Below are 26,381 nucleotides of genomic sequence, written 5' to 3'. Positions count from 1 at the left end.
ATGTTAAACTCGACAAGAAATTCGGATTTGCTTAAATTAAGCAGTATATTTGCGCTCATTGGACTACTATTAATTTTTTTTAACGGACGAATTGCCAATTCACTTAGCTCTATTTGGATACAATTTCTTGGTGGTATGTCAGATACGAATGAATACATATTTATTAAAACAAGCTATGCCAATGCATCTCTTGTTGTCGGCGGGATATTATTGAGCATCAGTTTAGTCGCAATGCTATTCAGCTGGTATCAGCTTAGAAGCTAAACAAAAAAGCATCGATTTTAAATTCGATGCTTTTCGTGCGTATAATGATATGAAATTTATTTGTTATTACTTTTATATTTTTCATGCACTAATGTTTCCTGAACCGGTTCGTCAGGTATACGATTGTACGATTCTTTCTCGGTCTCTACATTCATTTCTTGTTGCTGATTGCCTTCTACGTGACTGCGTTCATTATAAGATTTCATCACTTCGTCATTGCGTTCATCTGGTAAACGGTTATAGGACTCTTTTACGGTTTCAACAGGTTTGTCCGTATGTCCGTTCCCTTCCACATGACTTCTCTCATTATAATTTTTCATATCTTCATCATTACGTTCATCCGGCAAACGGTTATAGGACTCTTTCACCGTCTCGGCGGTTGTATCCTGCTTAATGTTATCTTCTACATGGCTTCGTTCATTGTAGTCTTTCATTTTTGCTTCATCACGCTCATCCGGTAAGCGGTTATACGATTCTTTATTCGTTTTCAGGCTTTTTTTTTCCTCGTTCCCTTCGACATTACTGCGTTCATTATACTTCTCCATTTTTTTATCATCACGCTCATCCGGTAAACGGTTAAACGATTCTTTATTCGTTTTAAGCAATAAATCATCTTTCATTGATTCGTTTTGTACATTTACATGATTCGTTTCATCAAATTTTTCTACTTTCTCGTCTTTACGTTCATCAGGTAAGCGGTTATATGATTTTTTATTTGTTTCAGATTCTTTGTTTCCCATTTTGCATTCCTCCTACTATATCCATGTAGCTAACGATGTATGAAGCGTGATAGTCATCTCTTCCCGTAAACAACTACATAAAAACATGTTGTGCAAATGGCCCGCTGTTTTATTTAACATAAAAGGCGGTTCTATGGATTTGAATTAAACTAAAAGAGTTCAATTAGTTATAAAGCAGCCGGTTCGTTCCACCTACTTAATTCATTTAATCATCTGATTTTAAAAATCGCAAAACCCGACTCATCGTAGTTGGAATGACAGATGCGTGATTTTCGCTTTCTGCTATATAAAATTCAAAGTTAATCCATTTCTCAGAAGCCATTGCAACAAATTTCTGCGCATCATCAACCATATCGCCCTCTTTACCTCCGACTCCTATGAATATAGGTGCTTCAATAGGATTTTCCACTTGTCGAATTGTCCGAAAAAGCTCATGATTATTCCACCAAATCGATGGACTTAAAGCTACATATTTATAAAAGCTGTCCGGATAAATCAAATAACTCCACAAGACAAATAATCCGCCTAACGAGTGTCCATACAGCGATATTTTCTGATCGTCAACTGCATATTTTTCCTGAAGCATCGGTACAATTTGCTGCAAAATAAAATCCAAAAATTGTACTGCTCCTCCAGCCGGAAGCTCCTGCATCACTTTCCCCCTGCGAACAGGAAAATGATAATGAAATGCCGGTGCCGTGAAATCATAAAATCGCTGTTTTGGAATATCCTTATCATCATGGCCGATACCAACAATAATTGCAGGATCAACTAATGTTTTTTTCCTGTTTCGCAACTGCATTGCCATTGTTTCGTACATCAGTTTACTGTAGCGTGTTCCATCCAACACGATGATTAACGGAAACCCTTCTGCGGGAGGTATTTCATTCGGTACGTAAATGTCCAAAATATAAGAATAGCCATTGTACTTTGATTGCATTAACTTCACCTATTTCATTAAATTATATGAAAAACAGACGGGTACCTGATGTTCATGATCAACCATAATCTTAGCATCAATCTGGAATACATTTTTTAATATGTCGGCTTTCATTATTTGTACGGGTGTGCCTGTATGAAGCACTTCCCCCTTTTTCATCGCGATCAGTTCATCTGAAAATCTTGCAGCATGATTCAAATCATGGAGCACCATAATTATCGTACAGCCAAACGTTCTATTGAGTTGCTGAACTATTTCAAGCACTTCCAGTTGATGTGCCATATCCAAGTATGTCGTCGGTTCGTCCAACAATAAAATATCGGTCTCTTGCGCCAAAGCCATCGCCAGCCACACACGCTGCCGTTGCCCACCTGAAAGTGCTGCGATTTCCCGATTTTGGAATTCCAAAGTATTTGTGACTTCCATCGCCCAATTGATTTTTTCGTTGTCTTCTTTCGTAAGTCGTCCAACATTTTTCCGGTGAGGATAGCGTCCATACGAAATAAGCTCATGTACTTTCAACTGTCCTGGTGCTGCCGGAGACTGTACGAGTAATGCCAGCTTTTTTGCGATTTCCTTAGTAGACATCTTATTCATGTTTTCATCCTGCAGAAAAATTTCGCCACATTCCTTTTTTAATATACGGCCGATTGTTTTTAATAAAGTAGATTTACCGCAGCCATTTGGTCCGATAATCGTCGTAATCTTACCTGTTTGAATGCTCACATTTAAATTTTCGATAATTCTTGTATTCTCATAACCTGTCGTTAAGCTTTCAACTTCAAATGCATACAATATATCTCACCCTTTCGATTTTACAAGTAAATACAGAAAATACGGAATCCCGACAAGTGATACGACTATCCCAACCGAGAGCTCTACAGGTGAAAAGACCGTTTTTGCTACATAGTCTGAAAACACAAGCAATACAGCCCCTATAAAAAGACTTACCGGCATCATATAGCGATGATGAATACCGACTAGCTGTCTTGCGATATGCGGTGCCATTAAACCAATGAACCCTATGCTTCCCGAAACTGAAACACAGGCACTGACAAGTCCGACACTTGCAAGCATTAGTTTAATTTTTTCTTTCTCAATACTAATTCCAAGACTAGTTACCGTCTCTTCCTCCAATTGAAAATAGTCGAGCAAATAGGTTTTCCGGTAAATATAAACACCTAAAATAATCAGCCATGGGAGCATTGCATTGACAAAATACCAGTTGGAATTATAGATCGAGCCATTCATCCAAATAGCAGCGGCCTGATAATCCCCTTCATCCATTTTCAGTGACCAGAATAAAGTAACTGCACTAAAGCCGGTGTTAATGGCAATCCCTGTTAAAATCAGCCTTTGCATATCCATTCGTCCATGTTTATATGAAATGACCAATATTATTGCTGCAGCTATTGCTCCTCCTACAAAACCAAAAATCGGAACTATTAATATTTTTACAAGGCTGTTTATTTCCACATTAATAAGTTCCATATGGAAGAAAAACATGAAAATAACAATTGCACAGCCAGCACCGGCGTTAATTCCGATAATTCCCGGATCAGCAAGCGCATTTTTTGTAATCCCCTGAAGTACAACGCCAGCCATCGCAAGGCCCATACCGACAAGTGCAGCCGTAATGATTCTAGGCAGCCTAAAATCAAAAATGACTAAATCAAATTGTTCTGTTGAATCAATCCTCAGTAAAGTTTTAAATACTTCAGGTGTCGTCATCGTGAATACGCCACTTGTTAAATGGATATACATTGCAAATAAAAGCGTAAAAAACAGTGTGCCCATTATAAACAGCCATTTTGTTTTATTAAGCGGCATATTTTTCCCCGCCTTTACGTCGTATTAAATATAAGAAAAACGGTACCCCGATTAATGCCGTTACTACTCCAATCGGCGTTTCAAATGGAAAATTGATGTACCGGCTTAAGAGGTCACAGCCTGCAAGGAAAAAGGCACCCATAACAGCCGAACAAGGAATGATTACACGATAGTCGACGCCCACAAGCATTCTTACAATATGAGGTACGACTAATCCTACAAAAGCAATTTTTCCAACTAGAGCTACAGCAGTACCCGTCAAAATAGCAACAGCTAACATACTCAATACCTTTACTATTCTTGTGTTTTGCCCCAATCCGACCGCAACATCTTCGCCAAGTGCTGTAATTGTCACAGCGCGCGCCAATGAAAGGGCCAGTAATAGTCCGATCATTCCAATTGGAACACATAAATAGATTAATTCCATTTCTACCATATGTACTTTCGAGTTATACCACATTGTAATCGTTTGTGAAATTTGATGATACATCGCAATGGCAGTTCCGATGCTGCTTATAAATGTACCGATTACCGTACCGATAATTGCCAGTCGAACTGGAGATAGCCCGTTTTTAATTATGGATGCGAAACCAAATACAAGTGCACCGCCAAAAAGTGAACCTAGCATAGAAAGGAGGACTAAATTAAAACTTGAAATCCCTGGCAAGAAAACAAAGGCCATCGTAATGAAAAAAGCTGAGCCGTCCGTTACGCCCATAATTGATGGAGACGCAAGAAAATTTCGTGTAATCCCTTGCATAATTGCACCTGCTGTTGCTAAAAATGCACCGACAAATAAAACAGCGAGCGCTCTTGGTAACCGACCAGACCATATGATTTGGTGATCTATATTTTCTTTGTCGTAACGGATAAATGCATCATTAATAGTTTCAAGAGAGATTGATTTTGTACCCATCGAAATCGACATGATTGTCACAACAACAATCAGAACAGGCATTATTGATGAAAATAAAATGAAATGCCGGTATGAAAAATTCAAAAATATAGGCCTCCTTTTATTGATTAAATGAAAGAGGCTGCCCGGAAAAGTCTTTCCGGTACAGCCCTTTCACAGAAATATTGTACAGTCTGTTCTACCTTCTCTGAAGCTGTCTATTGAATAATTCGTAATTATTTTAATACGTTTTCATTAAATGCTTTCAGGAAGTTAATTTTTGACCAAGCTGTCCCTCCCTGTGCCATTGCATCTATAAGATTAACATGTACATTATTTGTTTTAGCAGCAGTTGTACTGTTAAATATGGGATTATCTAAAATCTCTTGTAATAACTCAGGAGTATCCTTATTTTCATCATCGGCAAATTGAAGGAAAATCATATCCGGGTTCCACTCTGCCAATGTTTCATATGTAATCGTTGTTTGTGCTTCAATTGAATTCAATTCTTCTGGCACTGAAAAGCCAAAATCTTCATAAATAGAAGGGTTTAAATATACTCCTGCTGGATAGACCGACAAACCGCCACGTACACGGATGATAACAACCTTTTTATTTTTCAGCTCACTGTTGGAAATCGATTCTTTCGTACTGGCTATTTGCTTATCATAGTCATCCAGTGCTTTCTGTGCTTCTGATTCTTTGCCGGCTAATTGGCCAAATAATAATAAATTTTCTTTCCAGTTTGTAGAAATATGAGAATAAGGGAATGTCGTTGCTATTTTGTTGTAATTCGACATTTGTGCTTCATCCCATTTGCTCGTTCCTATAATTACATCAGGGTTTAAAGAAAGCATGGCCTCTGTACTCGGTTCTTTTTTGGACCCGACAACAGTTGCTCCTGCCAAATCCGCCTCCAAGTATTTAGGAATTGACGTGCCATCAGTAGAAATAACACCTGCAGGCTTTACACCGAGTACTGCAGCATCTTCCATCGCTTCCAGACTTGCTGTAATAATTGTTTCCACATTTTCAGATACTTTGTAGTCGCTTCCTAAATAAGATATTTTTTGTTCTGTTGCTTCATCTGCAACAGGTTTTTCTTCATTTGAAACTTGTGCTGTCTTATTTTCTGATTCAGCTGCAGATGACGAATCCACCTCTTTATCCGCATTGCATGCAGCAAGCATTAATGCAATTGCCCCTGCACTGATTAATGTACGATATTTTTTCATCATTTTTCCTCCCGCTTAACCGATAATGATTATCATTATCGTCTCATTTACAATGTCGATAATATCAAACGGTTGTTTTTACGTACATAGAGTTTTTTACAAAATGCATGGATTTTTGCTTAAACAGTTAAATATTGCTTACGGAAATTTGTCGGTGTCATGTGATATTGCTTTTTAAAAACTCGGCAAAAGTAGAATGCATCTTGGTAACCGATTAGTTCAGCAATCTCCTTAATCGGAATTGATGTGGTACGCAGCAATTCCCGGGATTGTTTTAATCGGATCTCCGTTAAAAATTGAATTGGTGACATGCCTATTTGCTTATCAAACAAATAGGCAAATCTTCGACGATCACACCCTACCGCCTCCGCGATCTCTGCTATTGTTATAGGTAAATTATAATGTTCGGATATAAATGTAATCGCCTGGTCCACTACATTGTTTGAAGTTTGTATTTTTGCGCAAATAACAATAAATTCCACCAACTGCATAAACAGAGACTTACATTTCAGCCGGTTCATATCGCCCGGTATTTTTTCGAAATAGATCAATTGATGGACTAAATAATCCAATTTATGATGATGACCAGTAGCGATTTCAAAATGGCCTATATCCAATGAAATAGGACGGTTTAACATTTCATAATGCAGTACCGTATAATGCCATGGTTCCTTACTTGTAACTTTAATATCAATAGCCATATTAGGTCCGGCATGGAGGATTACCCCTTTATGTATAGCGTATACTTCCCCATTCAGTGAAAAATCTGCACTACCCGACAGAGTAATAACGAGTCCATTTAAACATGGGGCTGTATTACGATTGTGATCATGTACATTGGGATCTAAACTAGTTACAAATAAATCAGTATATTGAATCGATGTGTTTGCAAAATATTTTATTAAATCGTTCGTTTGAATTCTCCTCACCCCTTTACCATTGCGGTAATGATAATCATTTTCAATAAGGGTACACTACTATGACTAGAAAATTCAACATATTCTTACAACTCGAGAGAATTAATGCAATTTTTTATAAAACTAAATGGAAAATCTACCTAGTAAATCTCGTTTTAATTAATAAATTCTATTTTCCGAAAATGAGATTGATAGATTCAATTCGATGATTTATAGTTATTGTATTTTAATGGAATTGAGGTATGCGAAACGTGTTTTATGTCATTCAGTTTATTCTTGGTGGTACAGTTATGCTGTTGGCTTCTTGGTTAAGCAAATCGAATCTGCACTTTTTGTCCGGTATTATAACATTGCTTCCGATCTTAACGTTGCTCAATATGCGATTGCAAATGAAAAATATGACGGAAGACACTTTTCATATTGTCCAGCAAAACGCCATTTTTGGTGCTGTCGGCATGGTGTTATTTACTGTACTTGTTTTTTATTTGTCGGGTTTATGGAAGCCTAGTTATGCTATTTTAGGAGCACTTTCGGTTTACATCGTTTTCATGGTTGCCGGAAGACCTGTGCTAGGGTTATTAAATGCTTAGTAACAGTTTTATTATGAATTCCCAAAAATAAAACGCATGGAGCAGCTACTTTCGTAACCAGCCCCATGCGCTTTTAATTTTATTGATAAAATGGTTTTACTTCATAACCGCTTTGTTCTAAATGATAGCGAATATTTTTATCGACTAAGAAGTGACCTGCGCCAACAACGACAAAGAATGTCCCTTTTTGTTCTTCCAATACATCAACAAGCTTGGCGGCCATATCTGCATCGCGTTTACCAAACAGCATCTGATTGAACTCAGATGTGTCCCCTTCCATTTCAGTTAAGCTTTCCGCAAACTTTTCCACATCACCTTTGAACCAATTCGTGAACCAGTCTGCCATTAACTGAACATCTTCTTCAGACTGTTCAGTTGGCTCCAAAATTCCGTCAAGTGCGGCTACTAACGATTCTTCCTGTGCTTCTGGCGATAATGCTTCAAACATATCGACTTGTGCATTGATACCTTCCAGCTCATAAATAGGTTTTTGCTGTAAGTAAGCTGTTAATAAAAACTGCATATCTACTCCATGCATCGCCATTTCTTCTGCTGTTAAACCAAATGCCCCATCCATCATCATCGACGAAAAATTATTTGAAAGCAGCCATGGCTTTTGTATTTCCAGCTCTTCTATTGGCATTTCTAGCTGTGCTGCAACCTTTTGAAGTTTCGCATACGTTTCTTCACTTACAACATCTTTAATCGTACGTCCATCATTAAACATTGCCTTTTCAATATAATAATCCATCCCGGTAGGATCTAATAAATTCGCCTCAACAAAAAGACCGTCCGACTCATCAAAGGCTTTTGTTAATTTTTTATGCATTGGGTACATATCCGGTGTTCCTACATGAATTGATCCAAGCATATACACTTTTGTATCTTCATCTTCCACTATCCATGCAACACCTTTCGCGCCGGCATTTGCCTGCTCAAATGTATCCTGGATTAGTCGTACGGCGAAAATAACTGCATGTTGTGTTGTAGCTTTTTGATCGAGCATCAAGCCCTTTTCCGAGCCTTGTAAAATTTTATGTTTCTGCATATATGTAACAGCATCTTCTACTGTATCTAATTTGTATTGTCCGACAATATTATAAAGACGGTTAATAACATCACCGCGTGTGCCACCACCTTTTATCGGAACTGGCTTAAATTCTTCATTTTTATCCAAATTTAAACTTGCAATTTTTAGTGCAGTTAGCTCAATTAATGAATCTAAACGCTCCGTTGTAATCGCTGTACGGAACCCATCATAGTACCATTCGATCGGGAAAATTCCGTATTTCTCACCTTCATTTAATGTACCGAGTGCCCAGCTGCTTATATCAGGTGTTACTTCCTCAGCTTTAACGGCAGGCATAATCGATGTTAGCATCAATGTAGTCCCCAATGTTGTAGCCAAAACGGTTTTACTCATCTTTTTCATTCAAACATCCTCCTGCATTAGAAAGTCATTTCCAATTGGTTTTATGAAATAAATTGGAGAGACAATGGAGAAATTCAGTTTAAGTTCATTTTCCATTAAAATCTATTTCACGTGATAAGTGTAACATAAATTTATTTAAATATAGAATATTTTGGCATTCAATTATTTATTGAAGTACCTATTTTATTTTCAGCTAATGATTCGCTATAGACAATATGACATAAACAAAAATAACTATATTTTTCAAAATAATATTAAATTGATTAATTTTTATTTTATCGGGTATTTTAACAGTAGTTACAAGAAAGGTGGTTTCAATTAATGAAAAAATTTGCATTAATTTGCGCATTGAGTACAACTGCATTGTTAGTAGGCTGTGGTGACAGCGAAGAAGCAACAAATTTGCCTGAAAATGCGCCGACAGAACAAAATACAATGAATCAGACAAGTACTGTAACCGAAACTTCTGATGCCCCATTTAACTTTACTCACTTTGATTTGGATATCCAGTATGCGGATGATAAGAGTTATGAAGTGAGTTATGAAAATGAAGCATCCCGAGCAGAAGCACAAATTGAAGATGAAGTTAACAAAACAAAATTAGAAGGTAATGAAGCAACGAACAAATTGGTCCCAATTTTCGAAGGATTTACATTCGATAAGGATACACCAGATGATGAAGTAATTGATGAAGTACTTCAAAAATTCGAACAACCCGACAGCTTTTTGGAAGTGGAAATAGAAATTAAATTTGCTGATGGTACAGTAAAAGAATACCGTCGTGTAGCACAGTAATAATATATAGGGTTGGGACAGAAGCTGAAATTTATAAATACCTAAAAAGGCCGTTTATCTCCCAGAGAAAAACGGTCTTTTTGGCTTAGGTCCTACCCATTTCATTTTTTAACTCTTAATTTGATTCAATTAAATCATCTTTGCGATCTGTAATGTTTTGTACAATACTTTTGCCATTTGAGAACGCGTCAGTTTTCCATTCGGATCAAATTGGCCATTCTCCTTACCACCAAAAATGCCCAATTCATATGCGGCTGCAACAAAATAACGATCAGATGTTGAAAGCTGTTTAAAATCAGTAAATGGAATTTTATTTAAAATTGGGTCTGAAAATTGAATCCCTGCATATTGAAGCAATCGTACCGATAAAACAGCCGCTTCTTTTCGTGTGACAACTTTTTCAGCATTAAAGTAATTTGAATTTGGTTGCTCTAGTATTCCCGCTTCCAACAGCGCTACTATTGAGCTTTCATACCACTTCCCATGTACATCTTGATATGTAGAGCTTTCATTTGTCGTAATATTCATCGAACGAGCAATCATAGCAGCGTATTGTGCTAATGTTACTTTGGCATTCGGTTTGTAATAGCTGCCCTCTACTCCTGATACAATTTTACGTTTTGCCAACTGCTCAATTTCATATCGATGTCCATCTGCATGAATATCAAAAAATCGCACTCGACTATTTAAAGCTGTAAACTGTGCGGATGTTTTCGTTTTTATCATAAATTTATTTGCTAGTTTTCTGTATGGCGTTGCTATATACTCGCCACCTTCATGCAATCGCACAATTGTTGCTGATGAAGGCAAGCCTTTTACCTCTATATCAATATAGGAAGAAAATTCGAAGCTTTCATCATACATATTTGCGGTAAACAGTATGGATTCTTCATTCATTTCTTCAATTGTCATTGTCAAAACATCACCATTATTTGTTTTTTGCACCGCGTCTTTCGGGATTGAGAGTGTAATAGTATCTGAAACAATTATTTTTGTGTTTGTATAACGTTTCATTTTGGAAACAGGCATTACTACCGTGTACAATTGATCTTTTTTTGTAACTTCTATGTTTGTCGAATACTCGCTTTGCTTGTCCTTTTCATCCTCATGATAAGGGTCCCAACCAAAAGACGTATTGCGTTGTACTTCTTCTATATACAGTAAGTCATGGTAATTGGAAACAAAGGTTTGCTGTAAAGTAGTTAACCCGTTGTACCTTACACGTACGGATGCTACTTGTTCCTGTGAAGAGCTTGTCGATAATTTGGAAATTTCATTTATTACTTGCTGTGCGATTGTACGATTGTTTGTTGGTGAAAAATAAGTCTCATACTCTCGCTTTTTCTCATTCATAAGTGGTGTTAACAACGTTCGAAAATCATAAGGCAGTAATTGATACTCCTGCATGGTAGTTTCATAATTGTAAACATAACTGCTGTCCTGTACAGATAATTGTTCAAGTTTTAGTTGTACTGCTTTCATTTTTGTCATGTTTTCCATATAATTTTGAAGCTGTAAGTATAAATAATTTGGGATTATCGCTTGTTGAGTAGTCGTCAATGAATGGTAATACCGATTTGTTTCCTCTATATCGCGCAAGAATGTACTGTTTCGTGCAGAGATGGCAGCGATTTTATTTGAAAACGTCGTCAGCACATATTGATGATCATAATCACTTCCTAAATAATAGAAAAGTGTTGTCGAATTGCGGACTTGGTTTTGCTGATAATTCGATAATAAATAATAAGCATTTTTTGCCTCATTTAAATAATAATCGTATGTAGTGTTATATGGATTAATCTGATCAATGAGATTTTCCGTATTTTCGACTTGCCAGTCATATGCAGCATCTATGAATGCAGGTGCGGTAACGATGATAGCTGGAATTGTAAAGAGTGCCATATATTTTGTTGTTTTTTTCATACGTATAAACTACCTTTCTTTTATAAACTGTTAAAATCAGTTTAGCACGAAATACCTAGTCGTTGTATATTTTTCCAGATTTTTTTAAATACTCACATTACCTACATTTGGTTAAGTTTTATGATTAAATATATTATAATATCCAAAAAATAGTATTTTTTATCAGATAGTATTAAATTATATTGACAATTTGGTGTTATGAACATGAATCATTACGTATCAAAGAAATGGATTTTATAGATGGATGGTGGAAAAATTAATGGAAAATGATATGAACTATCATAAATTCAATCAATTATTTTTAGATCGAAATCTCAATCAAGAAGTGAATAAAGATTTTTTCAATTATTTCACATCTCTTACGAATAATCATCCGAATATTGTCATTGTATTATCTAAAATTGGTAAAGTACTTTCATTAAATGATAATAAACTCCATGCTTTACTTGGTAAGCCAATAGTAAATGACGAGGACTTCCAACAGTTTGTGTGGGGGGATAACTTAGATTTACTCGAAAATACATTTAATAAAACATTACAAGGCCATGCTGAAAAATGTAGTATTGAAATAAAAAATAATCTTAATAAAACTTTATTTCTCGATCTGACTTTTATTCCGATAATCATTGAAGAAGATGTTGTCGGTGTTTATTTGATCGTTACCGATAATACAGATAAAACGGTGATGAAACAGGAACTGATGTTATGGGAAAATCACTTGAACTATGCTCAGCAAATAGCTGAAATCGGAAGCTGGGAATATTATTTCAATGAAGATAAACTTATTTGTTCCAAAAATTTTTATAATATGTTCGGCATTGATTATCAAAAATATATAAGTATTGAGGAGCCGTTCAAGCAAATACACCCTGAAGATTTGAATATATCTTTACAATATTTAAAAAAATCCATTAGTGACGGCGAAAATTATACGCATAAACTGCGGGTTTATCATAGAAAAACAAAAGATTTAAAACATTTCAAAGTACATGCAGAAGTGTTTTGGGAAGAAGGAAAACCAGCTAAAATCTTCGGAATTATTAAAGATGAAACCTATCAAACATTGCTGAAGAAGCAGCTGATCGAGCAGAATGAAGGCTATAAATCGATTTTTGATAATTTGACATCAGGCATTTGGATGCGAGAAAAAATAGGAGGTAAATTTCTTTTCGCTTCGAAAGGATTGGAAGACATATTAGAGATCCCCCTTTCGACCCTATATGAGGATTCAAAAGCTTGGTTTAACATGATCCAACCCGTCCATCTTTCGGAGTTGGAAAACGGTAAAAAGAAAATGATGAACGGGCAAAGTTTCCAGTGGATTTATCGGATTAATTCCGGAAAAGGTAATACAAAGTGGCTGCTTGAAGAAGTTGTGCCCCGTCTTAATGATCATGGCAAGATAGCGAATATATTCGGTTTAGTTACAGATATTACTTATGAAATAGAAAAGGAACATAAAATAAATTACTTATCCAACTACGATAATCTTACAGGTCTGCCAAATCAGCAAAGTCTATTTAATAAATTGGATCTCATGTGCGAAAGTGATGACCCATACGCCATTTTTTATTTCGATCTGGACCGCTTTAATATAATCAATGATTCACTCGGCTATTTTATCGGGGATGAAACATTAAAATTCGTTGCAGACCGTCTTGAAAAAATAATGCCTAAAGACAGTTATCTTGCACGTTTAAGCAGCAATGATTTTATTATGATCATAAGAAATTTCGAAAATAAAAAAGAAGTGCTTCAATATGCCAAAACGGTCATCAAAAAAATTAGAGAACCGTTCACTATTCAGGATTACGAGTTAAACATCTCGACTAGTATCGGCATTACCTTCTATCCTGAAGAAGGCAGGGAAAAATTGACCCTTTTGAAAAATGCTCACACGGCACTTTATAAAGCTAAAAAGGAAGGGAAAAGTACTTATCAGCTTTCATCTGAAGAAGAGGATGTATCAACTTATAAAAAGTATGCTTTGGATCGCGATATGCGAAAAGCGATTTCAAATGAGGAATTTGAGTTACATTTCCAGCCGCAAGTAGAAACGAGCAATGGTTCTCTTTGCGGAGCCGAAGCACTAATTCGCTGGAACCATAAAGAATGGGGATTAGTGTCCCCTGGTGAATTTATTCCGCTTGCGGAAGAAAATCATATGATCAACGGGATAACTGATTGGGTGATTGAAAAGGTGTGCGAGCTTCTTAAAGAATGGAAAGAAAAAGGACTGCCGATCATTCCGATAGCAATTAATATCCCACCCATCCGATTTATGAAAAAAGGATTGTTTCAACATGTGAAAACACAGTTGGAACATTACGGCATTGATCCGTTCTATTTGGAATTCGAAATTACAGAAGATACATTGCTAAATATAGAATCGAGTGTGTATTCAACGATTCAAAGCTTAAAAGACCTCGGGATTCGAATCGCGGTTGATGATTTTGGTACCGGCTATGCATCTTTAGCCTCGATTCGAAAGTTTAAACCGAATAAAATTAAAATCGATAAAATATTTATAGATAATATTAATAATGAAGACAAAGTAGATAACGGGATTATTTGCGCTACATTGCATTTAGCGAAATCGTTGGAGATGAATGTAGTTGCTGAAGGTGTAGAGGAGTTTGAACAGCTTAAATTTCTTAAAAAAAATGACTGTGATGTAATTCAAGGATATCTATTTTCCAAACCCCTTAAGAAAGAAGAGTTTGAAAACATCCTGAAAGTCGGCTATTTATCACCACAAGTTTCATAATCAATCATTTACTGTATTTAAACAAATAAACCGAAGCAACTTTCATAGCTGCTTCGGTTTTTAATGTTATTTTGATTCGTTATATGCTTTTAAGAACTCTTTTACTTTTGCACTGTCTGCATCCAGTTTTAAACCTGTGTCAATTAAAGGTGAAACTGTTGATACAGCCGGCTTTTTCTTACCTTGGTAGTAGCTGATGAACTCTTCTTGATTGATTGAGTGCAGAACTGCTTTACGTAAGTCTGCAGATTTCGCAGTTTCACGACCGCTTGTATTGAACAATAAGTAAGAAACGGCGTTACTGTCAGCTGTTTTTAATTCTAAGTTTTCATCGCCTTCAACTACATCTGTTTTCGTTTCAGGAACTGATTGTAATACGTGGATTTCACCATTACGTAATGCTGATAGTGCACTGTCATTATCCTGGATGAAACGAACGCTGATGTTTTCAATTTTCGGCTCGTTTTCTGTTCCCGCCTGGTATGCAGGGTTTTTCACGAATGTTGCTTCATAGTCATTTTTCTTCACTAAAATATATGGACCTGATGCTGCTAAATGGTTTGCATAGCTTGCGCCTTCTGTAACTGTCGATTGATCACCGTAAGCGATATCCGTATTAGGATCATAGCTTGCTACATCAAATGTATTTACTGCAGTTACCGCAGCTTCAGATACAATACCGCCAGATTGGTGCGCTAAGTAGTTTAATACTTGCGGGAAAGGATTTGGCGTTGTTAATTTAACAACTTGGTATTTACCTGCTGCATTGTCTACATCTTTTTCATCTGTCACTACTTCAGAAATCGCTGCAGGCAGCTCATCCGATAATTCTTCTAAAACAGACTTGCCATCTGCTGTTTTCACTGATTCTAATGATGTAATATCCGATACGATTTCAACTGTATCAATATTTTCATGGATTGAATATGTGCGGTGATCCGGTACCGATGTTTCGTCTTTTGCACGGTTTAATGAGAATACAACATCTTCTGCTGATACTAAATCCCCTGTATCAACTGCTTTTTCGCCTTCCACTTTTGCAAAGTTAATATCATCGCGCAGTACGAAATAATATTCTTCATTGTTTTCAGCAATTGCATGGTCGTAAGAAAGTGAGCCATCTGATACGACTTCATCCGTATCTGATAAATTCACTAAACGAACATACATATTTGTGTTCAATGTATTGATCGAGCCATCGTTTGCCTTAACCGGGTCAAGTGAAGTCAATGATGCCAATGCTTGGTGAAGTACCAATGTTTCTGATGCATTTTTCCCTTCATCATTGAATGAAATTGTTTCCCATGCTTGAGCACGTGATTTTGGCAGACGTACTGTATCCGGATTAACTTCCGCTTTATAAATACCTTGGAATTTTTGAGAAATATACAATGGCGCGATATAGGCATTGTCGAATACTAAAGCCTGTTCAAGCTCTTTATATTTATCCTTTGCTTCATCACCAGTTAATGTACTCGCTTCATCGATTAATTTATCGACTGTTTCATCTGAAGTACGGCTGTAGTCCCCACCCGTTTTGAATAAGCCACGTACTGCATAGTCTGGGTTACCAGTTACAGTCGTCCAGCTTGAAATGGCAATGTCAAAGTTGCCCGCATCTTGCTGTGCTGTGAATGAACCGTAATCCGGTTGGATATTCAATTTCACATCGAAACCGTTCTTCACTAATTGGTCACGCACGATATTCATGTCCTGCTCTGAAGAAGCCATACCAAGTAATTCGATGACTGGCTTTGCCCCAGCCGTTTCAGTAGTTGCTGAATCGTTTTCTTTTACATCTGATTTTGTTTCGACACAGCCTGCTAATGCTATTGCTGCCACCGTTGCTGTTGATGCTAACGTAAATAATTTTTTATTCATGAAAAATTCCTCCATAAAGTTAATTAGATTTTGGGTCCAATGCGTCACGCAGTCCATCGCCGAAAAAGTTAAACGATAAAACAAGCAGCATAATACATAGCCCCGGGAAAATCGCTAAATATGAATGTGATTCTAAATACGTACTTCCAACTTTCAAAATATTGCCCCACTCCGGTATATGTGGTTCGATACCTAATCCGAGGAAGCTTAAACTACTAGTTGAAATAACAGCTCCTCCGATTGTTAATGTTGCTTTGACAATCATAGGCGCCAACGCATTTGGAACAATATGCTTGAAAATAATCGAACGGTCATTTGCCCCTAATGCGCGGGCGGACTCAACAAATTCATAGTTTGAAATCTGCAGAACATTCGCACGCATCGTCCGCGCATAGGTCGGAATGGCACCCACACTTAATGCGATAATCAAGTTTGTCGTATTCGCGCCAAATGCGGCAATGATTGCAATTGCCAGCAGAATTCCTGGAATCGCATATAAAATATCCAATGCACGCATAATAATATTGTCGGTATTTTTTCCGTAATAGCCGGAAATCGCACCGAGCGCCCCGCCAATTATTGCCGGGATGATTGTTGCACAAAAACCAACTATTAATGAAATTTGCGCACCGAACACAATGCGGGAAAATAAATCCCTGCCGAAATTATCTGTACCTAATGGATATTCAAGTGTCGGTGTTTGCAGCAATACCGCATAATTGTTTTCAACCGCAAAGTCATAATCGAATGTCCATGAGCTGACAACAGATAAACTGAACATGAAAACGATGAAAAACAGGCCAAATACTGCCATCGTATTACGCAGGATCTTATTCCATGTAATTTGCCATTTCTCTACTGCGGACGGATCTGCATTTCTTGCTTTACGAATTAACGTAATACCGAGTAACAGCGAGAAGAAATTGCCTGTCAATGTTGGGATAAGCAGTACTATTCCAAGCGGCAGCATCCATTTCGGCGCTGTATCAATTGTTACAAACTTCGCGATTAACACAGCCACTGCTAAATACAGCAATGCCAGTAGGATAAATGCGCCCATTGCAAGAACAAATGTATCCACTACATATGGTTTGAACAAATTTAATCCCGAAATCAGGATAATGAATATTTGCGTCATAAAAGCATAAACAGCAAAAGTATATTCTGCCGTTTTGTTTTTCGATGCGAGCATAAAACCGAATCCAGCAGCAAATACATTCCCGACAAAAATCGTAAGTATCAACGGGATACCAAGTAGGCGTGTACGCTTTGTCAGTTCCCTGTGCTTTGCTAAATCCTTCTTAATAAGCAGTGATGTAAGCCATACATATATTGTTGTACCAATATAAATCGCAAAAAATACAACTACATAAGGCCGCCATACACCTTCTGAAAAATTAAAACTATAAAGTAAAAACAGCAATGAAAAAATCGCAGAAAAAGCAATGGTAAACTGTGCATTTACATACTCTTGTGTTATTTTCAACAGCAGTTTTACGTCTGATATAAATTTCACGTCGTTACCCTCTCCTAAGATTTTTTCATTTTCGAACGAATTCTCGGGTCAAAGAAAGCGTATAAAATATCGATCAGCATGTTCACAATGGAAATGGTGATTGCAATATAAACAACTCCACCCAAAATTGCCGGAATATCCGGAATAAACTGCTTGTCGACAATATAACTTCCTATACCGCTAATATTAAATACTTTCTCTGTTACTGCCGCACCGCCGAGCATTCCGCCAAACAACAGTCCAATAACTGTAATAATCGGAATCATCGCATTACGGATTGCATGCTTAGTAATTACTTTCCGTTCACTTAACCCTTTTGCTTTCGCTGTAATAATATAATCTTCATGGATTACTTCCAGCATACTTGATCTGGTCATACGGGCTATCGATGCAGTGATCGATGTTCCCAGTACAACAATCGGCAGAACGAGCGACATCCAATTGCTCGGATTATACGTTGCCGGGAACCATTTTAATTCAAGCGAAAACGTTAAAATAAAAATCAACCCTTGCCAGAAACTTGGAATCGATAAACCGATCAATGCGATTAACATAAATACATAATCGATAAATGAATTCGGACGTACTGCCGAAACAATACCGACCGGAATTGCAATGGCAATCGCCATCAGTAATGAAAACATTGCGATTTCAAGTGTTACCGGAAATTTGTTTAATATGCTTTGCGTGACATCTTCCTTTCCGGCAAAAGATGTTCCTAGATCGAATGTGAACAGGCCTGACAGTGAATGCCAAAGCTGCACTAAATAAGGCTGATCCAACCCGTATAGCTTGTTAAAGTTTTCGACTTGTGCAGGAGTTGCCTCCACCCCAAGCAAATTGCGGGCGGGATCAAACGGTGAAATATACAAAATCGTAAACACGAGTGTCGCCACCCCAATGATAACGAACACACTTTGTAATAAGCGCTCAAAAATAAAGCGAGCAAATGGATTACTCGTAATGAGTAGTAAAACATACATCAAAATACCGGGAATTATCGTAATCAGTAAAAAGTTGGGACGTTTTAATAGTGTACTAAAATAATTTTTGTAGGAGTTTTCCACTACTCCATTTAACGCAAGTCTTTTTTCAACTTCCCTATCCAACTTTTGCTGAGCAAGCGCTTTCGCCGTTAGAGTGATCGTTTGCTCATCGACCTTTTGATTGAAAAACTGAGCTTTTGTCCGTTCCTCTACTTCATATTGCTTATGCCATTCGAATACTTTCTCGTCTTCTATTAATTGTCTCTTCACATTCATAGCTTTTTCCGCATACGTTGATTTAGATCGATTTACTAAATAGAACGGAATTGTAAAAATGTGTACGAGCAGACCGAGCAGCACGAAAGCAAAATAATAACTTTTTTTCGAAGCATTTTTTTGAAAGCTTTCAAAAAATAAATGCTGCATGTAACTAAAGCAGCTCCTTTCTTACCAATTCTTCCCACCATTAAAAAGGTGTAAAGAATCTTCACACTTTTAATATTGTATAATCCCTACCTGTATAGTAATGTATTATGTAGAACGAACATTCAGAAGTCAATGAAATTATTTTATTTTTATTAAAGGATGAGCATTTTATGAGTAAAAAGTTGCTTCAAGTAAAGGATTTACGTGTATCTTTTATAACTGGCGAGCAGGAATTCGAAGCCGTTAAAGGCGTAAGTTTTCATGTAAATGAAGGTGAAACAGTCGGAATTGTAGGAGAATCCGGTAGTGGTAAAAGTGTAACGGCCCGTTCAATTATGCGTTTACTTCCTTCCCCTCCTTCGTTTTTAAAGGATGGAACGATTGAATTCCAAGGAAAAAATTTAATTACCCAAACGGAAAACCAAATGGAAGCAATCCGCGGAAAAGACATTAGTATGATCTTTCAGGACCCGATGACCTCAACAAACCCTACTATTCGTATTGGAGACCAAATTGCGGAAGGTATCATAAAGCATCAAGGACTTTCAAAAAAAGAAGCGTATATAAAAACAATTGAACTACTAAAATTAGTCGGAATAAAAAATAGCGAAGAACGTTATAACCAATACCCCCATGAATTCAGTGGCGGAATGCGACAACGCGTTATGATAGCAATGGCATTAGCATGTAATCCTTCCCTTCTTATTGCCGATGAACCGACAACAGCGCTTGACGTAACAATCCAAGCACAAATTTTATCTTTGATGAAGGATATGCAACAGCGATTTGGTACGTCTATTATATTGATAACTCATGATTTAGGTGTCGTAGCGGGAATGTGCGACCGGGTTGTTGTTATGAAGGAAGGCGAGGTCGTCGAACAAGGTACAACGGAAGAGATTTTTGCCAATCCGCAGCATCCTTATACAAAACGACTATTAAACGCTTTGCCTAAGCTTCATGAACCGAAACAGCCAAAAGAACTGCCCAACTTGTCGCCTGACTTGAATATTAATGTGCCGTTAGTCGAAGTTAAAAATATATCCAAACATTTTGAATTAGCAAAAGGCAATGTATTAAAAGCTGTGAACGACTTATCGTTCCAAATTTTCCCGGGTGAAACATTAGGGCTTGTTGGTGAATCAGGTTCCGGAAAATCAACAACCGGACGTACGTTATTGCAGTTGCATGAGCCAACAGACGGTGAAGTTCTTTACAAAGGTGTACCCGTTAGTCGCTTAACGAAAAATGAACTGAAAAGTATGCGACGTCATATGCAAATTATTTTCCAGGATCCATATTCAAGTTTAAACCTGAGAAAAAAAATACTGGATATTATTGGGGAAGCATTGGATGTCCATAAACTGTCCCCTTCCAAGGAAGCACGCCGGGCAAGAGTGGAAGAATTGTTAGAGCTTGTTGGTTTGAATAAGGAGCATGCACTTCGCTATCCGCATGAGTTCAGCGGCGGTCAGCGCCAACGAATTGGAATTGCACGTGCACTTGCTGTGGAACCACAATTTATCGTTTGTGATGAACCATTATCCGCGCTTGATGTATCCATTCAAAAACAAGTCGTGGATTTATTAAAAGATTTGCAGCAGCGACTAGGTTTAACGTATTTATTTATTGCACATGATTTGTCGATGGTGAAGCATATTAGTGATCGTGTAGCTGTTATGTATGGGGGAAAAATTGTTGAGCTGGCAGAAAGTGAAGAGCTGTATGCCAATCCGCAGCATCCTTATACGAAAATGTTGCTAGACTCGATTCCCATTCCGGATCCGGCTATCGAAAAACAGAAAAAACGTCATGTTATGACAGACGAGGAACTGGCAGCAAACCGGTTCGATGTAGAAAACACAGAGCTTGTTGAAGTTACAAAAGGCCACTGGGTAGCTATTTAACAGTAAAAAGACTTCAAACAATCGATTTGAAGTCTTTTTTTATACCTATTGCTTATTGGATTGATCCGGTACTTTTTATTCCTGGCTTAACAGTTAAGTTGACTTTAGCTTTTTTATAGGCCTCCATCCATTCTTCATCGGTCATGCGCCGATTATGCAAAACCTTTGCTTTGTAATCGATGCCGAAACCTAAAGGATCGTAGCCATTTTTTTTCATCTTCGTTATAAATGCCGTAAATTTCTCTTCCGATTCCTTCTTCAATTCCTCATTATACCGTGGAAGATCTTTATTTATCATTGGTTTATGAGATTCTGCTATCGAGCCGTATAAACTAATATTAATAGCAAGTTGGATTTCAGACGGATTTTTAATATCTACATGATATTTCGATTTGACCGTATCGATATTGGCAATGAAATGATCTCCGTCCTCTTTAATAAGTAAATTCGCGTGTTTTACACTTCTTGAAAGCATATTATAAATCGATGTATCTAAAGAATCCAATTCTAATGGCTCTTTATTCAATGCAAGCAATAGGGATTTGTTAACTTCGAAATGCTGATCTTCCTGATTTATTTCAATGATCGGCAGAACACTATCGATTCCACTTTCTTTTATATTTCTTCTGAATTCAAATAAGTGTGTCGTCACAATATAAGGTGTTGTCGTACCATTACTGTCAAAGTAGTTAAACAATTCCGGATAGGCCGCCGATTCCCCCTGCGGAATCATTTTAATAATTTCTTCTGCATTAGGACGCCCGACTGCTATCCAGGAAATCATCTGTATATCAGGTCTGCGCAGTAAAAAGTCCAAAATCTCCTTATTTTTATTATCTTTTACTAATTCCTCACCGAGAATAATTAGCTTTGAATGACCAAATTCAAGCTCCTTATCTGAATAGGATTCCATCATACGAATTGCTTCTGAAAGAGTTTCTCCATTTTCCGATAAATAGGAATACTGAGGTTCTGTTGCCTCATTAAAAGATCCGGTCGGTTCATATAACTTCAATGTAACTTTGTACGGTTTCTCCTCATCATCAGAAACATCCAATGCGATCATTGCAACAAATACACTTTTATCAATGTCTTTAAATGCGCAGCCCGATAATAGAACACTTCCTAGTACAACAAACAACAGAATCGTTCCTTTAATTTTCCGGGGAAGACTCTTCATTTTTCATCCTCCTGTTAATGTAAGTAAACAATAGGATCATGCCTGGAAAAATAAAAACCAAAACATCATAAAAATAACTCGAATACTGAAAAAGCTGATATTCAGTTAATACGGTTACAAAGTATAAAGAGATGGCAACAAAAATAGGAAGCGGCAAAAAAATCCCGATAACTTTATCTTTGTATTTAATTTTTTCCAGCTTAAATATAAATTTCAAAAACTCTACTGCCGCATGCCAGTGAATAAGTATGCTTAAAAAAGCAATCCCTAAATAAAACAGTAAAAACATGAATAACACACGTTCAATAATAAAATAATCCATCCTGATCGAATCAGTCGTCGATATCCACGGATAGACTAAATCATTAATTCCTTCAAATCCATTAAAGCCTATCGGTATGAAATACGTTGTAAATAAAGTCCCGATCGATATTAAAACGATAAACATAATCTGTCTAAAGCCAAACTTCTGTTTATCCGTAAAAAATCGATTGAATATAAATAGATTGGCAGCACCCAAAAATAAAAAAAAGCAAGCAGAAAATGAATGCCAGTTTGGTAATTGATTAATATATAAAGCCGCTTCCCTAACAAAATCCCAATTCAAGCTTTTGCTGCTGTATGCTTTAAAAAATATGAAAAGTATTAAAGGACTTGTTATAATCATAATCATCTCAACGGTGTACATTATACGGTCTGTTTTTAAGATACTGCCAAAAATTACCGATAATATAAGCGTCAGGCAAATTAGAATAATCGGCATTTCGGGACTTAAATAGCGAATTAGTAAGAATGTAAATGTTATTAGTGTAATAAGCCCGGCTACAAACCATAATACAGCAAGTAGAAAAACGAAAGGCAGGTAAAACCATTTGGAAGTAGTCTTTTCCAGCAGTTCAGGTAAAGTTTTACCTGGATACTTTAGAAAAAACTTTGTATATAGAGTGACAAGAAGTACCCCTGCAGCTATCGATAGGAGCATGGAAATGATAGCACCATCATTATGATAATGGAGAAGTATAGCAGGTACAGACGCAATAATGTTCGCAACCATATTAATGCTAATTAAATAGTAATAAAACCTGCTCATATTTTCTCCCCTGCCTTCGTTTTACTTGTCTTCTTTTCGTTAAATTTCAGATACGGTTCACCAAAGCTGTCGATACTCACTAAATACATAATCATCGCGTAAAGCGCTAACGTTAGTCCCGCCAAGCCGAGTAATGTTGCTGCAAGGATGAAAAAGAAGCGAATTACGCGTATGGTAAATGCCATTTCATTGATCGGAATAACAAAAGTTGATATTGCTACCGCCGACACAATAATAACCATAATATCCGATGCAAGTGATGCTTCTGTTACAGCCGTCCCTAAAATTAAACCCCCAACGGTAGTAGCCGTTGCACTGATAGTTTTCGGCAGCCGAATACTCGCTTCCAGCAGCATTTCCATAAAAAACAGCATGAACAATACTTCTACAAATGAAGAAAACGGAACCCCAATACGGCTTCCTGCAATTGTCAGAGCAAGTTCGGTTCGGAAAACTTCCGGTGCAAATGAAGTAATACCGATATATAAGCCCGGTAAAAGGAGACTAATAAATAGCCCGGTATAACGAAGGAATTTAAGGAAAAACGATATATAAAACGAATGGTAATTATCCTCCATCGATGTCATGAAATCGAAGAAATATACAGGGGCAATCAATGCTTGCGGGTTACCGTCCACTAATAATATTACTTTGCCTCCAGCCAAGTTATAGACAATCCTGTCCGGCCGCTCTGTCATAATTAATTGTGGAAATAACGAATACTTTTTATTGTTGATATAGTTACTTAGCTGAACTGTTGATGTAATGACCTGCTTATCTACTTGCTGCAGTTTTTCCGTGATAATGTTTAGGGCATTTTTATTTACTTTTTCTTTGTCATAAATGATAGCCAGTTTATGATTGTTTACTTCTCCAATCGTGGAATATTCAACATACAATGTCGGCTGATGGTAATCGGATCGAATAATATTAATATTGGTCGCAATATTGTCGCTAAGTGCCAGCTGTGAACCATGAATTGTTGTTTCAACTGATGCTGTATTCGTCTGATCATTGAAAGAAAATTTCAGGTCCAGCAAATAAAACTTATTCTGTATGAAAAGGACCACATTGCCGTTAAGCACTTCAGTTTTCAGCTGCTCCTGCGACTTACTGTCCTGAAATTGGGGCAAGGCTTTTAAATATCGAATGTATTTCGTTTCTGATTGCATTTCAAAATAAGGTTTGATCACAATTTGTTGAAGCAATCCCACATCGATAAGCGGCTTTATGTAAAATAGCTCGGCTTTCTTGTTTTCATCTTCCAGCGTCTTCATCGTTAATTCATTTGTATCTTTGAATTGTTCATTAATCCACTTAATGTTCTCTTCCGAAGACATAGTATTTCTCCAATCTCAGCTAAACTTTTTTATAGAATGTCCAATATGAGAAATAATATTCAGGAAAGGTTAAATTTGGTTAAGATACAACTAAAAGAGGTTCATACATAACCCCAAAAAAGCTATTCTTCTCTGAGAGAAAAATAGCTTTTTTTCTGAGCATTAAAATTGATTTCCATTCCGGGACGCTTTCCGCGGGTGTGGCCTTACACGAACGTCTCAGGCGTCAGTGCTCCTGACGCTTCGCTTTCGTCGCAAAATAAATTTTGCTATTCCCGCTGGAGGCTTTGCTTGTAGCGAAAGGCGTAGCCGTCAGCTGGTATTTTAACAGTGCGAAAGGTGATACCGTCAGCACGAACACTCGCCCTCCATTCCAATCAATTTTAAATTCTATCCACAGTATTTCTATTTCTACTGTTTCAACCTCTTGCCAATTTATTGTTTACTTGCTTTTAATAAGCGGTATGCATCCATATTAATTGTTTTAACTGGGCTGATATCTTCCATAATTTCCACTACATCTATTAGCAATGGTGTTAAATTTTCTTCGATAAATTCCTTTTTCACCGCATCTGTTACTTCGATTTCCAAGTTATCCATTCGGATTAGCAGTTCATCGCACATAATATGCAATACTTCTTCTTCGCGGTAAGTTGGCGTATCGTTCAAAATAAGCTTCGCTCGCAAATCCAAATATTTATACCAGTAATCCCTTAAGTCCAGCTGTTGCTTATTTTTATATTGCTGACGCTTAAAACTATTCGGATCCGTATTATTCGTCAAAGTAAGCAGTCTTTCCATTTTATATTCAATAGTGGACTGATTTTCGTTAATTTTCAGTTGTTCGGCTTCTGAAATTCTTTGTTTCTTTTTCTCTTTAGAAAATTTTATGATTTTTTTAACCGCATAATACAATACAACTGCTCCAACGATAAACATCCAGTAGCTAATAATAAATCCAATGATAAATATTATGCCTATCCAAATCCATACATTTTTCATTGATACACTCCCGATACTTAAACAATTTGAAGAAAATTATAGCATCGGAAAATTGCCACAACAACCGGTAAAATAAGACAAAGCCTCTTGCTAAGGGTGAACCCAAAGTAAGAGGCTTGTAGATTAGTATGCTACTCGGTTTTTCTCGTATGCTGCAATTTGCTCTTCATACTGGAATGTAAGAGAAATTTCATCCCATCCATTTAATAACATTTGTTTATAATATGGATCGATTTCAAATGAATACGTTTTGCCGTAACCTGTAGTAACTGTTTGCTGTTCTAAATTAACTTCAATTGCCTGTGCTTCTGCTAAACCTTTTTCTAAAATTTCATCACATTCGTTTTCCGTTAATTTAATCGGTAAAATACCGTTTTTGAAGCAGTTATTATGGAAGATATCCGCAAAACTTGGTGCGATGACAACTCGGAATCCGTAATCAAGGATAGCCCATGGAGCGTGTTCACGAGACGAACCACAGCCAAAGTTATCTTGTGCCACTAAAATTTCAGCGTTTTTATATTCCGGTTTATTTAATACGAAATCCTCGATTGGATTGCCGTTTTCATCAAAACGCCAGTGATAGAATACGAATTGTCCGAATCCTGTACGTTCGATTCGCTTTAAAAATTCCTTCGAAATAATCTGGTCTGTATCGACGTTTTTACGATCAAGTGGTGCATAGATACTATTTACAATATTAATCGGTTTCATGCTGATCTCTC

At 36.9% G+C, this 26,381-nt stretch carries 23 protein-coding genes; 5 read left to right on the top strand and 18 right to left on the bottom strand.

The window, feature by feature from the left end; genetic code table 11:
• Window positions 1-264, top strand: a complete 264-nt coding sequence (locus ACQKN3_RS04690) for a translation initiation factor 2 (protein ID WP_427709762.1) — start codon at window positions 1-3, stop codon at window positions 262-264.
• Between the two features lie 56 nt (window positions 265-320).
• Here the strand turns inward: ACQKN3_RS04690 and ACQKN3_RS04685 are convergent, their stop codons facing one another.
• The 7 genes from ACQKN3_RS04685 to ACQKN3_RS04655 all read right to left on the bottom strand — a co-directional run bounded on the left by ACQKN3_RS04685 (window position 321) and on the right by ACQKN3_RS04655 (window position 6,833).
• Complete coding sequence (locus ACQKN3_RS04685; protein ID WP_427709760.1) at window positions 321-1,004, bottom strand: hypothetical protein; 684 nt, start codon at window positions 1,002-1,004, stop codon at window positions 321-323.
• A gap of 205 nt (window positions 1,005-1,209) precedes the next feature.
• Window positions 1,210-1,944 (bottom strand): alpha/beta hydrolase, encoded by a 735-nt coding sequence (locus ACQKN3_RS04680; protein WP_427709759.1) that lies wholly within the window; start codon window positions 1,942-1,944, stop codon window positions 1,210-1,212.
• 9 nt (window positions 1,945-1,953) lie between these two features.
• On the bottom strand, window positions 1,954-2,739 hold the full coding sequence (locus ACQKN3_RS04675; protein WP_427709757.1) for an ABC transporter ATP-binding protein: 786 nt from the start codon (window positions 2,737-2,739) through the stop codon (window positions 1,954-1,956).
• Between the two features lie 6 nt (window positions 2,740-2,745).
• Window positions 2,746-3,774 carry a FecCD family ABC transporter permease gene (locus ACQKN3_RS04670; RefSeq protein WP_427709755.1) on the bottom strand — a complete coding sequence of 343 codons (1,029 nt, stop codon included), beginning with the start codon at window positions 3,772-3,774 and terminating at the stop codon, window positions 2,746-2,748.
• Window positions 3,764-4,774 (bottom strand): FecCD family ABC transporter permease, encoded by a 1,011-nt coding sequence (locus ACQKN3_RS04665; RefSeq protein ID WP_427709753.1) that lies wholly within the window; start codon window positions 4,772-4,774, stop codon window positions 3,764-3,766. Before ACQKN3_RS04665 ends, ACQKN3_RS04670 begins: the two co-directional genes overlap by 11 nt.
• A gap of 131 nt (window positions 4,775-4,905) precedes the next feature.
• Window positions 4,906-5,904, bottom strand: coding sequence for an ABC transporter substrate-binding protein (locus ACQKN3_RS04660; protein ID WP_427709751.1), 999 nt, complete (start codon window positions 5,902-5,904; stop codon window positions 4,906-4,908).
• 119 nt (window positions 5,905-6,023) lie between these two features.
• Window positions 6,024-6,833, bottom strand: coding sequence for a helix-turn-helix domain-containing protein (locus ACQKN3_RS04655; RefSeq protein ID WP_427709749.1), 810 nt, complete (start codon window positions 6,831-6,833; stop codon window positions 6,024-6,026).
• Between the two features lie 239 nt (window positions 6,834-7,072).
• Here ACQKN3_RS04655 and ACQKN3_RS04650 point away from each other — a divergent pair, with 239 nt between their 5' ends.
• A complete protein-coding gene (locus tag ACQKN3_RS04650; protein WP_427711589.1) occupies window positions 7,073-7,411 on the top strand; it encodes a GlpM family protein in 339 nt (112 codons plus the stop codon).
• A gap of 79 nt (window positions 7,412-7,490) precedes the next feature.
• On the opposite strand, the gene ACQKN3_RS04645 is transcribed toward ACQKN3_RS04650, so the two are convergent.
• On the bottom strand, window positions 7,491-8,843 hold the full coding sequence (locus ACQKN3_RS04645) for a TraB/GumN family protein (RefSeq protein ID WP_427709747.1): 1,353 nt from the start codon (window positions 8,841-8,843) through the stop codon (window positions 7,491-7,493).
• Between the two features lie 321 nt (window positions 8,844-9,164).
• Between ACQKN3_RS04645 and ACQKN3_RS04640 the strand changes: the two genes are divergently transcribed.
• Window positions 9,165-9,638: a YusW family protein gene (locus ACQKN3_RS04640; protein WP_251687755.1), complete on the top strand. Its 474-nt coding sequence runs from the start codon at window positions 9,165-9,167 to the stop codon at window positions 9,636-9,638.
• A 129-nt stretch (window positions 9,639-9,767) separates the two neighbouring features.
• Here the strand turns inward: ACQKN3_RS04640 and ACQKN3_RS04635 are convergent, their stop codons facing one another.
• Window positions 9,768-11,561 carry an S-layer homology domain-containing protein gene (locus tag ACQKN3_RS04635; protein ID WP_427709745.1) on the bottom strand — a complete coding sequence of 598 codons (1,794 nt, stop codon included), beginning with the start codon at window positions 11,559-11,561 and terminating at the stop codon, window positions 9,768-9,770.
• Between the two features lie 259 nt (window positions 11,562-11,820).
• Between ACQKN3_RS04635 and ACQKN3_RS04630 the strand changes: the two genes are divergently transcribed.
• On the top strand, window positions 11,821-14,328 hold the full coding sequence (locus tag ACQKN3_RS04630; protein ID WP_427709743.1) for a sensor domain-containing protein: 2,508 nt from the start codon (window positions 11,821-11,823) through the stop codon (window positions 14,326-14,328).
• A gap of 66 nt (window positions 14,329-14,394) precedes the next feature.
• Here the strand turns inward: ACQKN3_RS04630 and ACQKN3_RS04625 are convergent, their stop codons facing one another.
• The 3 genes from ACQKN3_RS04625 to ACQKN3_RS04615 are packed head-to-tail and all read right to left on the bottom strand — an operon-like array spanning window position 14,395 to window position 19,137.
• Window positions 14,395-16,209 (bottom strand): ABC transporter substrate-binding protein, encoded by a 1,815-nt coding sequence (locus ACQKN3_RS04625; protein ID WP_427709741.1) that lies wholly within the window; start codon window positions 16,207-16,209, stop codon window positions 14,395-14,397.
• A 19-nt stretch (window positions 16,210-16,228) separates the two neighbouring features.
• A complete protein-coding gene (locus ACQKN3_RS04620; protein ID WP_427709739.1) occupies window positions 16,229-17,725 on the bottom strand; it encodes an ABC transporter permease in 1,497 nt (498 codons plus the stop codon).
• Window positions 17,726-17,739: 14 nt separating this feature from the next.
• A complete protein-coding gene (locus ACQKN3_RS04615; protein ID WP_251687749.1) occupies window positions 17,740-19,137 on the bottom strand; it encodes an ABC transporter permease in 1,398 nt (465 codons plus the stop codon).
• Window positions 19,138-19,307: 170 nt separating this feature from the next.
• Between ACQKN3_RS04615 and ACQKN3_RS04610 the strand changes: the two genes are divergently transcribed.
• Complete coding sequence (locus tag ACQKN3_RS04610) at window positions 19,308-21,044, top strand: dipeptide ABC transporter ATP-binding protein (RefSeq protein WP_427709737.1); 1,737 nt, start codon at window positions 19,308-19,310, stop codon at window positions 21,042-21,044.
• A 52-nt stretch (window positions 21,045-21,096) separates the two neighbouring features.
• On the opposite strand, the gene ACQKN3_RS04605 is transcribed toward ACQKN3_RS04610, so the two are convergent.
• The 6 genes from ACQKN3_RS04605 to leuD form a co-directional block, all read right to left on the bottom strand.
• Window positions 21,097-22,224, bottom strand: a complete 1,128-nt coding sequence (locus ACQKN3_RS04605; protein ID WP_251687746.1) for a Ger(x)C family spore germination protein — start codon at window positions 22,222-22,224, stop codon at window positions 21,097-21,099.
• Window positions 22,199-23,314, bottom strand: a complete 1,116-nt coding sequence (locus tag ACQKN3_RS04600) for a GerAB/ArcD/ProY family transporter (protein ID WP_427709735.1) — start codon at window positions 23,312-23,314, stop codon at window positions 22,199-22,201. Before ACQKN3_RS04600 ends, ACQKN3_RS04605 begins: the two co-directional genes overlap by 26 nt.
• On the bottom strand, window positions 23,311-24,654 hold the full coding sequence (locus tag ACQKN3_RS04595) for a spore germination protein (protein ID WP_427709733.1): 1,344 nt from the start codon (window positions 24,652-24,654) through the stop codon (window positions 23,311-23,313). Before ACQKN3_RS04595 ends, ACQKN3_RS04600 begins: the two co-directional genes overlap by 4 nt.
• 226 nt (window positions 24,655-24,880) lie before the next feature.
• A complete protein-coding gene (locus tag ACQKN3_RS04590) occupies window positions 24,881-25,009 on the bottom strand; it encodes a hypothetical protein (RefSeq protein ID WP_427709731.1) in 129 nt (42 codons plus the stop codon).
• Window positions 25,010-25,089: 80 nt separating this feature from the next.
• Window positions 25,090-25,656 (bottom strand): ABC transporter substrate-binding protein, encoded by a 567-nt coding sequence (locus tag ACQKN3_RS04585; RefSeq protein WP_427709729.1) that lies wholly within the window; start codon window positions 25,654-25,656, stop codon window positions 25,090-25,092.
• 123 nt (window positions 25,657-25,779) lie between these two features.
• Window positions 25,780-26,370 carry a 3-isopropylmalate dehydratase small subunit gene (leuD, locus tag ACQKN3_RS04580; RefSeq protein ID WP_427709727.1) on the bottom strand — a complete coding sequence of 197 codons (591 nt, stop codon included), beginning with the start codon at window positions 26,368-26,370 and terminating at the stop codon, window positions 25,780-25,782.
• Between the last annotated feature and the right edge of the window lie 11 nt (window positions 26,371-26,381).

It is taken from the genome of Solibacillus sp. NPDC093137, assembly GCF_050280445.1.
Taxonomy (GTDB): domain Bacteria; phylum Bacillota; class Bacilli; order Bacillales_A; family Planococcaceae; genus Solibacillus; species Solibacillus isronensis_B.
The sequence above is the reverse complement of the archived record's forward strand: the minus strand, read 5'-3'. Positions and strand labels throughout refer to the sequence as shown.

Bases quoted from the DNA above. Each gene is read 5' to 3' on its own strand.
- ACQKN3_RS04585 (WP_427709729.1), bottom strand. From the start codon at position 25,656: ATGAAAAATGTATGGATTTGGATAGGCATAATATTTATCATTGGATTT.
- ACQKN3_RS04685 (WP_427709760.1), bottom strand. From the start codon at position 1,004: ATGGGAAACAAAGAATCTGAAACAAATAAAAAATCATATAACCGCTTA.
- ACQKN3_RS04660 (WP_427709751.1), bottom strand. From the start codon at position 5,904: ATGAAAAAATATCGTACATTAATCAGTGCAGGGGCAATTGCATTAATG.
- leuD (WP_427709727.1), bottom strand. From the start codon at position 26,370: ATGAAACCGATTAATATTGTAAATAGTATCTATGCACCACTTGATCGT.
- ACQKN3_RS04640 (WP_251687755.1), top strand. From the start codon at position 9,165: ATGAAAAAATTTGCATTAATTTGCGCATTGAGTACAACTGCATTGTTA.
- ACQKN3_RS04605 (WP_251687746.1), bottom strand. From the start codon at position 22,224: ATGAAGAGTCTTCCCCGGAAAATTAAAGGAACGATTCTGTTGTTTGTT.
- ACQKN3_RS04625 (WP_427709741.1), bottom strand. From the start codon at position 16,209: ATGAATAAAAAATTATTTACGTTAGCATCAACAGCAACGGTGGCAGCA.
- ACQKN3_RS04690 (WP_427709762.1), top strand. From the start codon at position 1: ATGTTAAACTCGACAAGAAATTCGGATTTGCTTAAATTAAGCAGTATA.
- ACQKN3_RS04680 (WP_427709759.1), bottom strand. From the start codon at position 1,944: ATGCAATCAAAGTACAATGGCTATTCTTATATTTTGGACATTTACGTA.
- ACQKN3_RS04595 (WP_427709733.1), bottom strand. From the start codon at position 24,654: ATGTCTTCGGAAGAGAACATTAAGTGGATTAATGAACAATTCAAAGAT.
- ACQKN3_RS04630 (WP_427709743.1), top strand. From the start codon at position 11,821: ATGGAAAATGATATGAACTATCATAAATTCAATCAATTATTTTTAGAT.
- ACQKN3_RS04610 (WP_427709737.1), top strand. From the start codon at position 19,308: ATGAGTAAAAAGTTGCTTCAAGTAAAGGATTTACGTGTATCTTTTATA.
- ACQKN3_RS04670 (WP_427709755.1), bottom strand. From the start codon at position 3,774: ATGCCGCTTAATAAAACAAAATGGCTGTTTATAATGGGCACACTGTTT.
- ACQKN3_RS04600 (WP_427709735.1), bottom strand. From the start codon at position 23,314: ATGAGCAGGTTTTATTACTATTTAATTAGCATTAATATGGTTGCGAAC.
- ACQKN3_RS04615 (WP_251687749.1), bottom strand. From the start codon at position 19,137: ATGCAGCATTTATTTTTTGAAAGCTTTCAAAAAAATGCTTCGAAAAAA.
- ACQKN3_RS04645 (WP_427709747.1), bottom strand. From the start codon at position 8,843: ATGAAAAAGATGAGTAAAACCGTTTTGGCTACAACATTGGGGACTACA.
- ACQKN3_RS04635 (WP_427709745.1), bottom strand. From the start codon at position 11,561: ATGAAAAAAACAACAAAATATATGGCACTCTTTACAATTCCAGCTATC.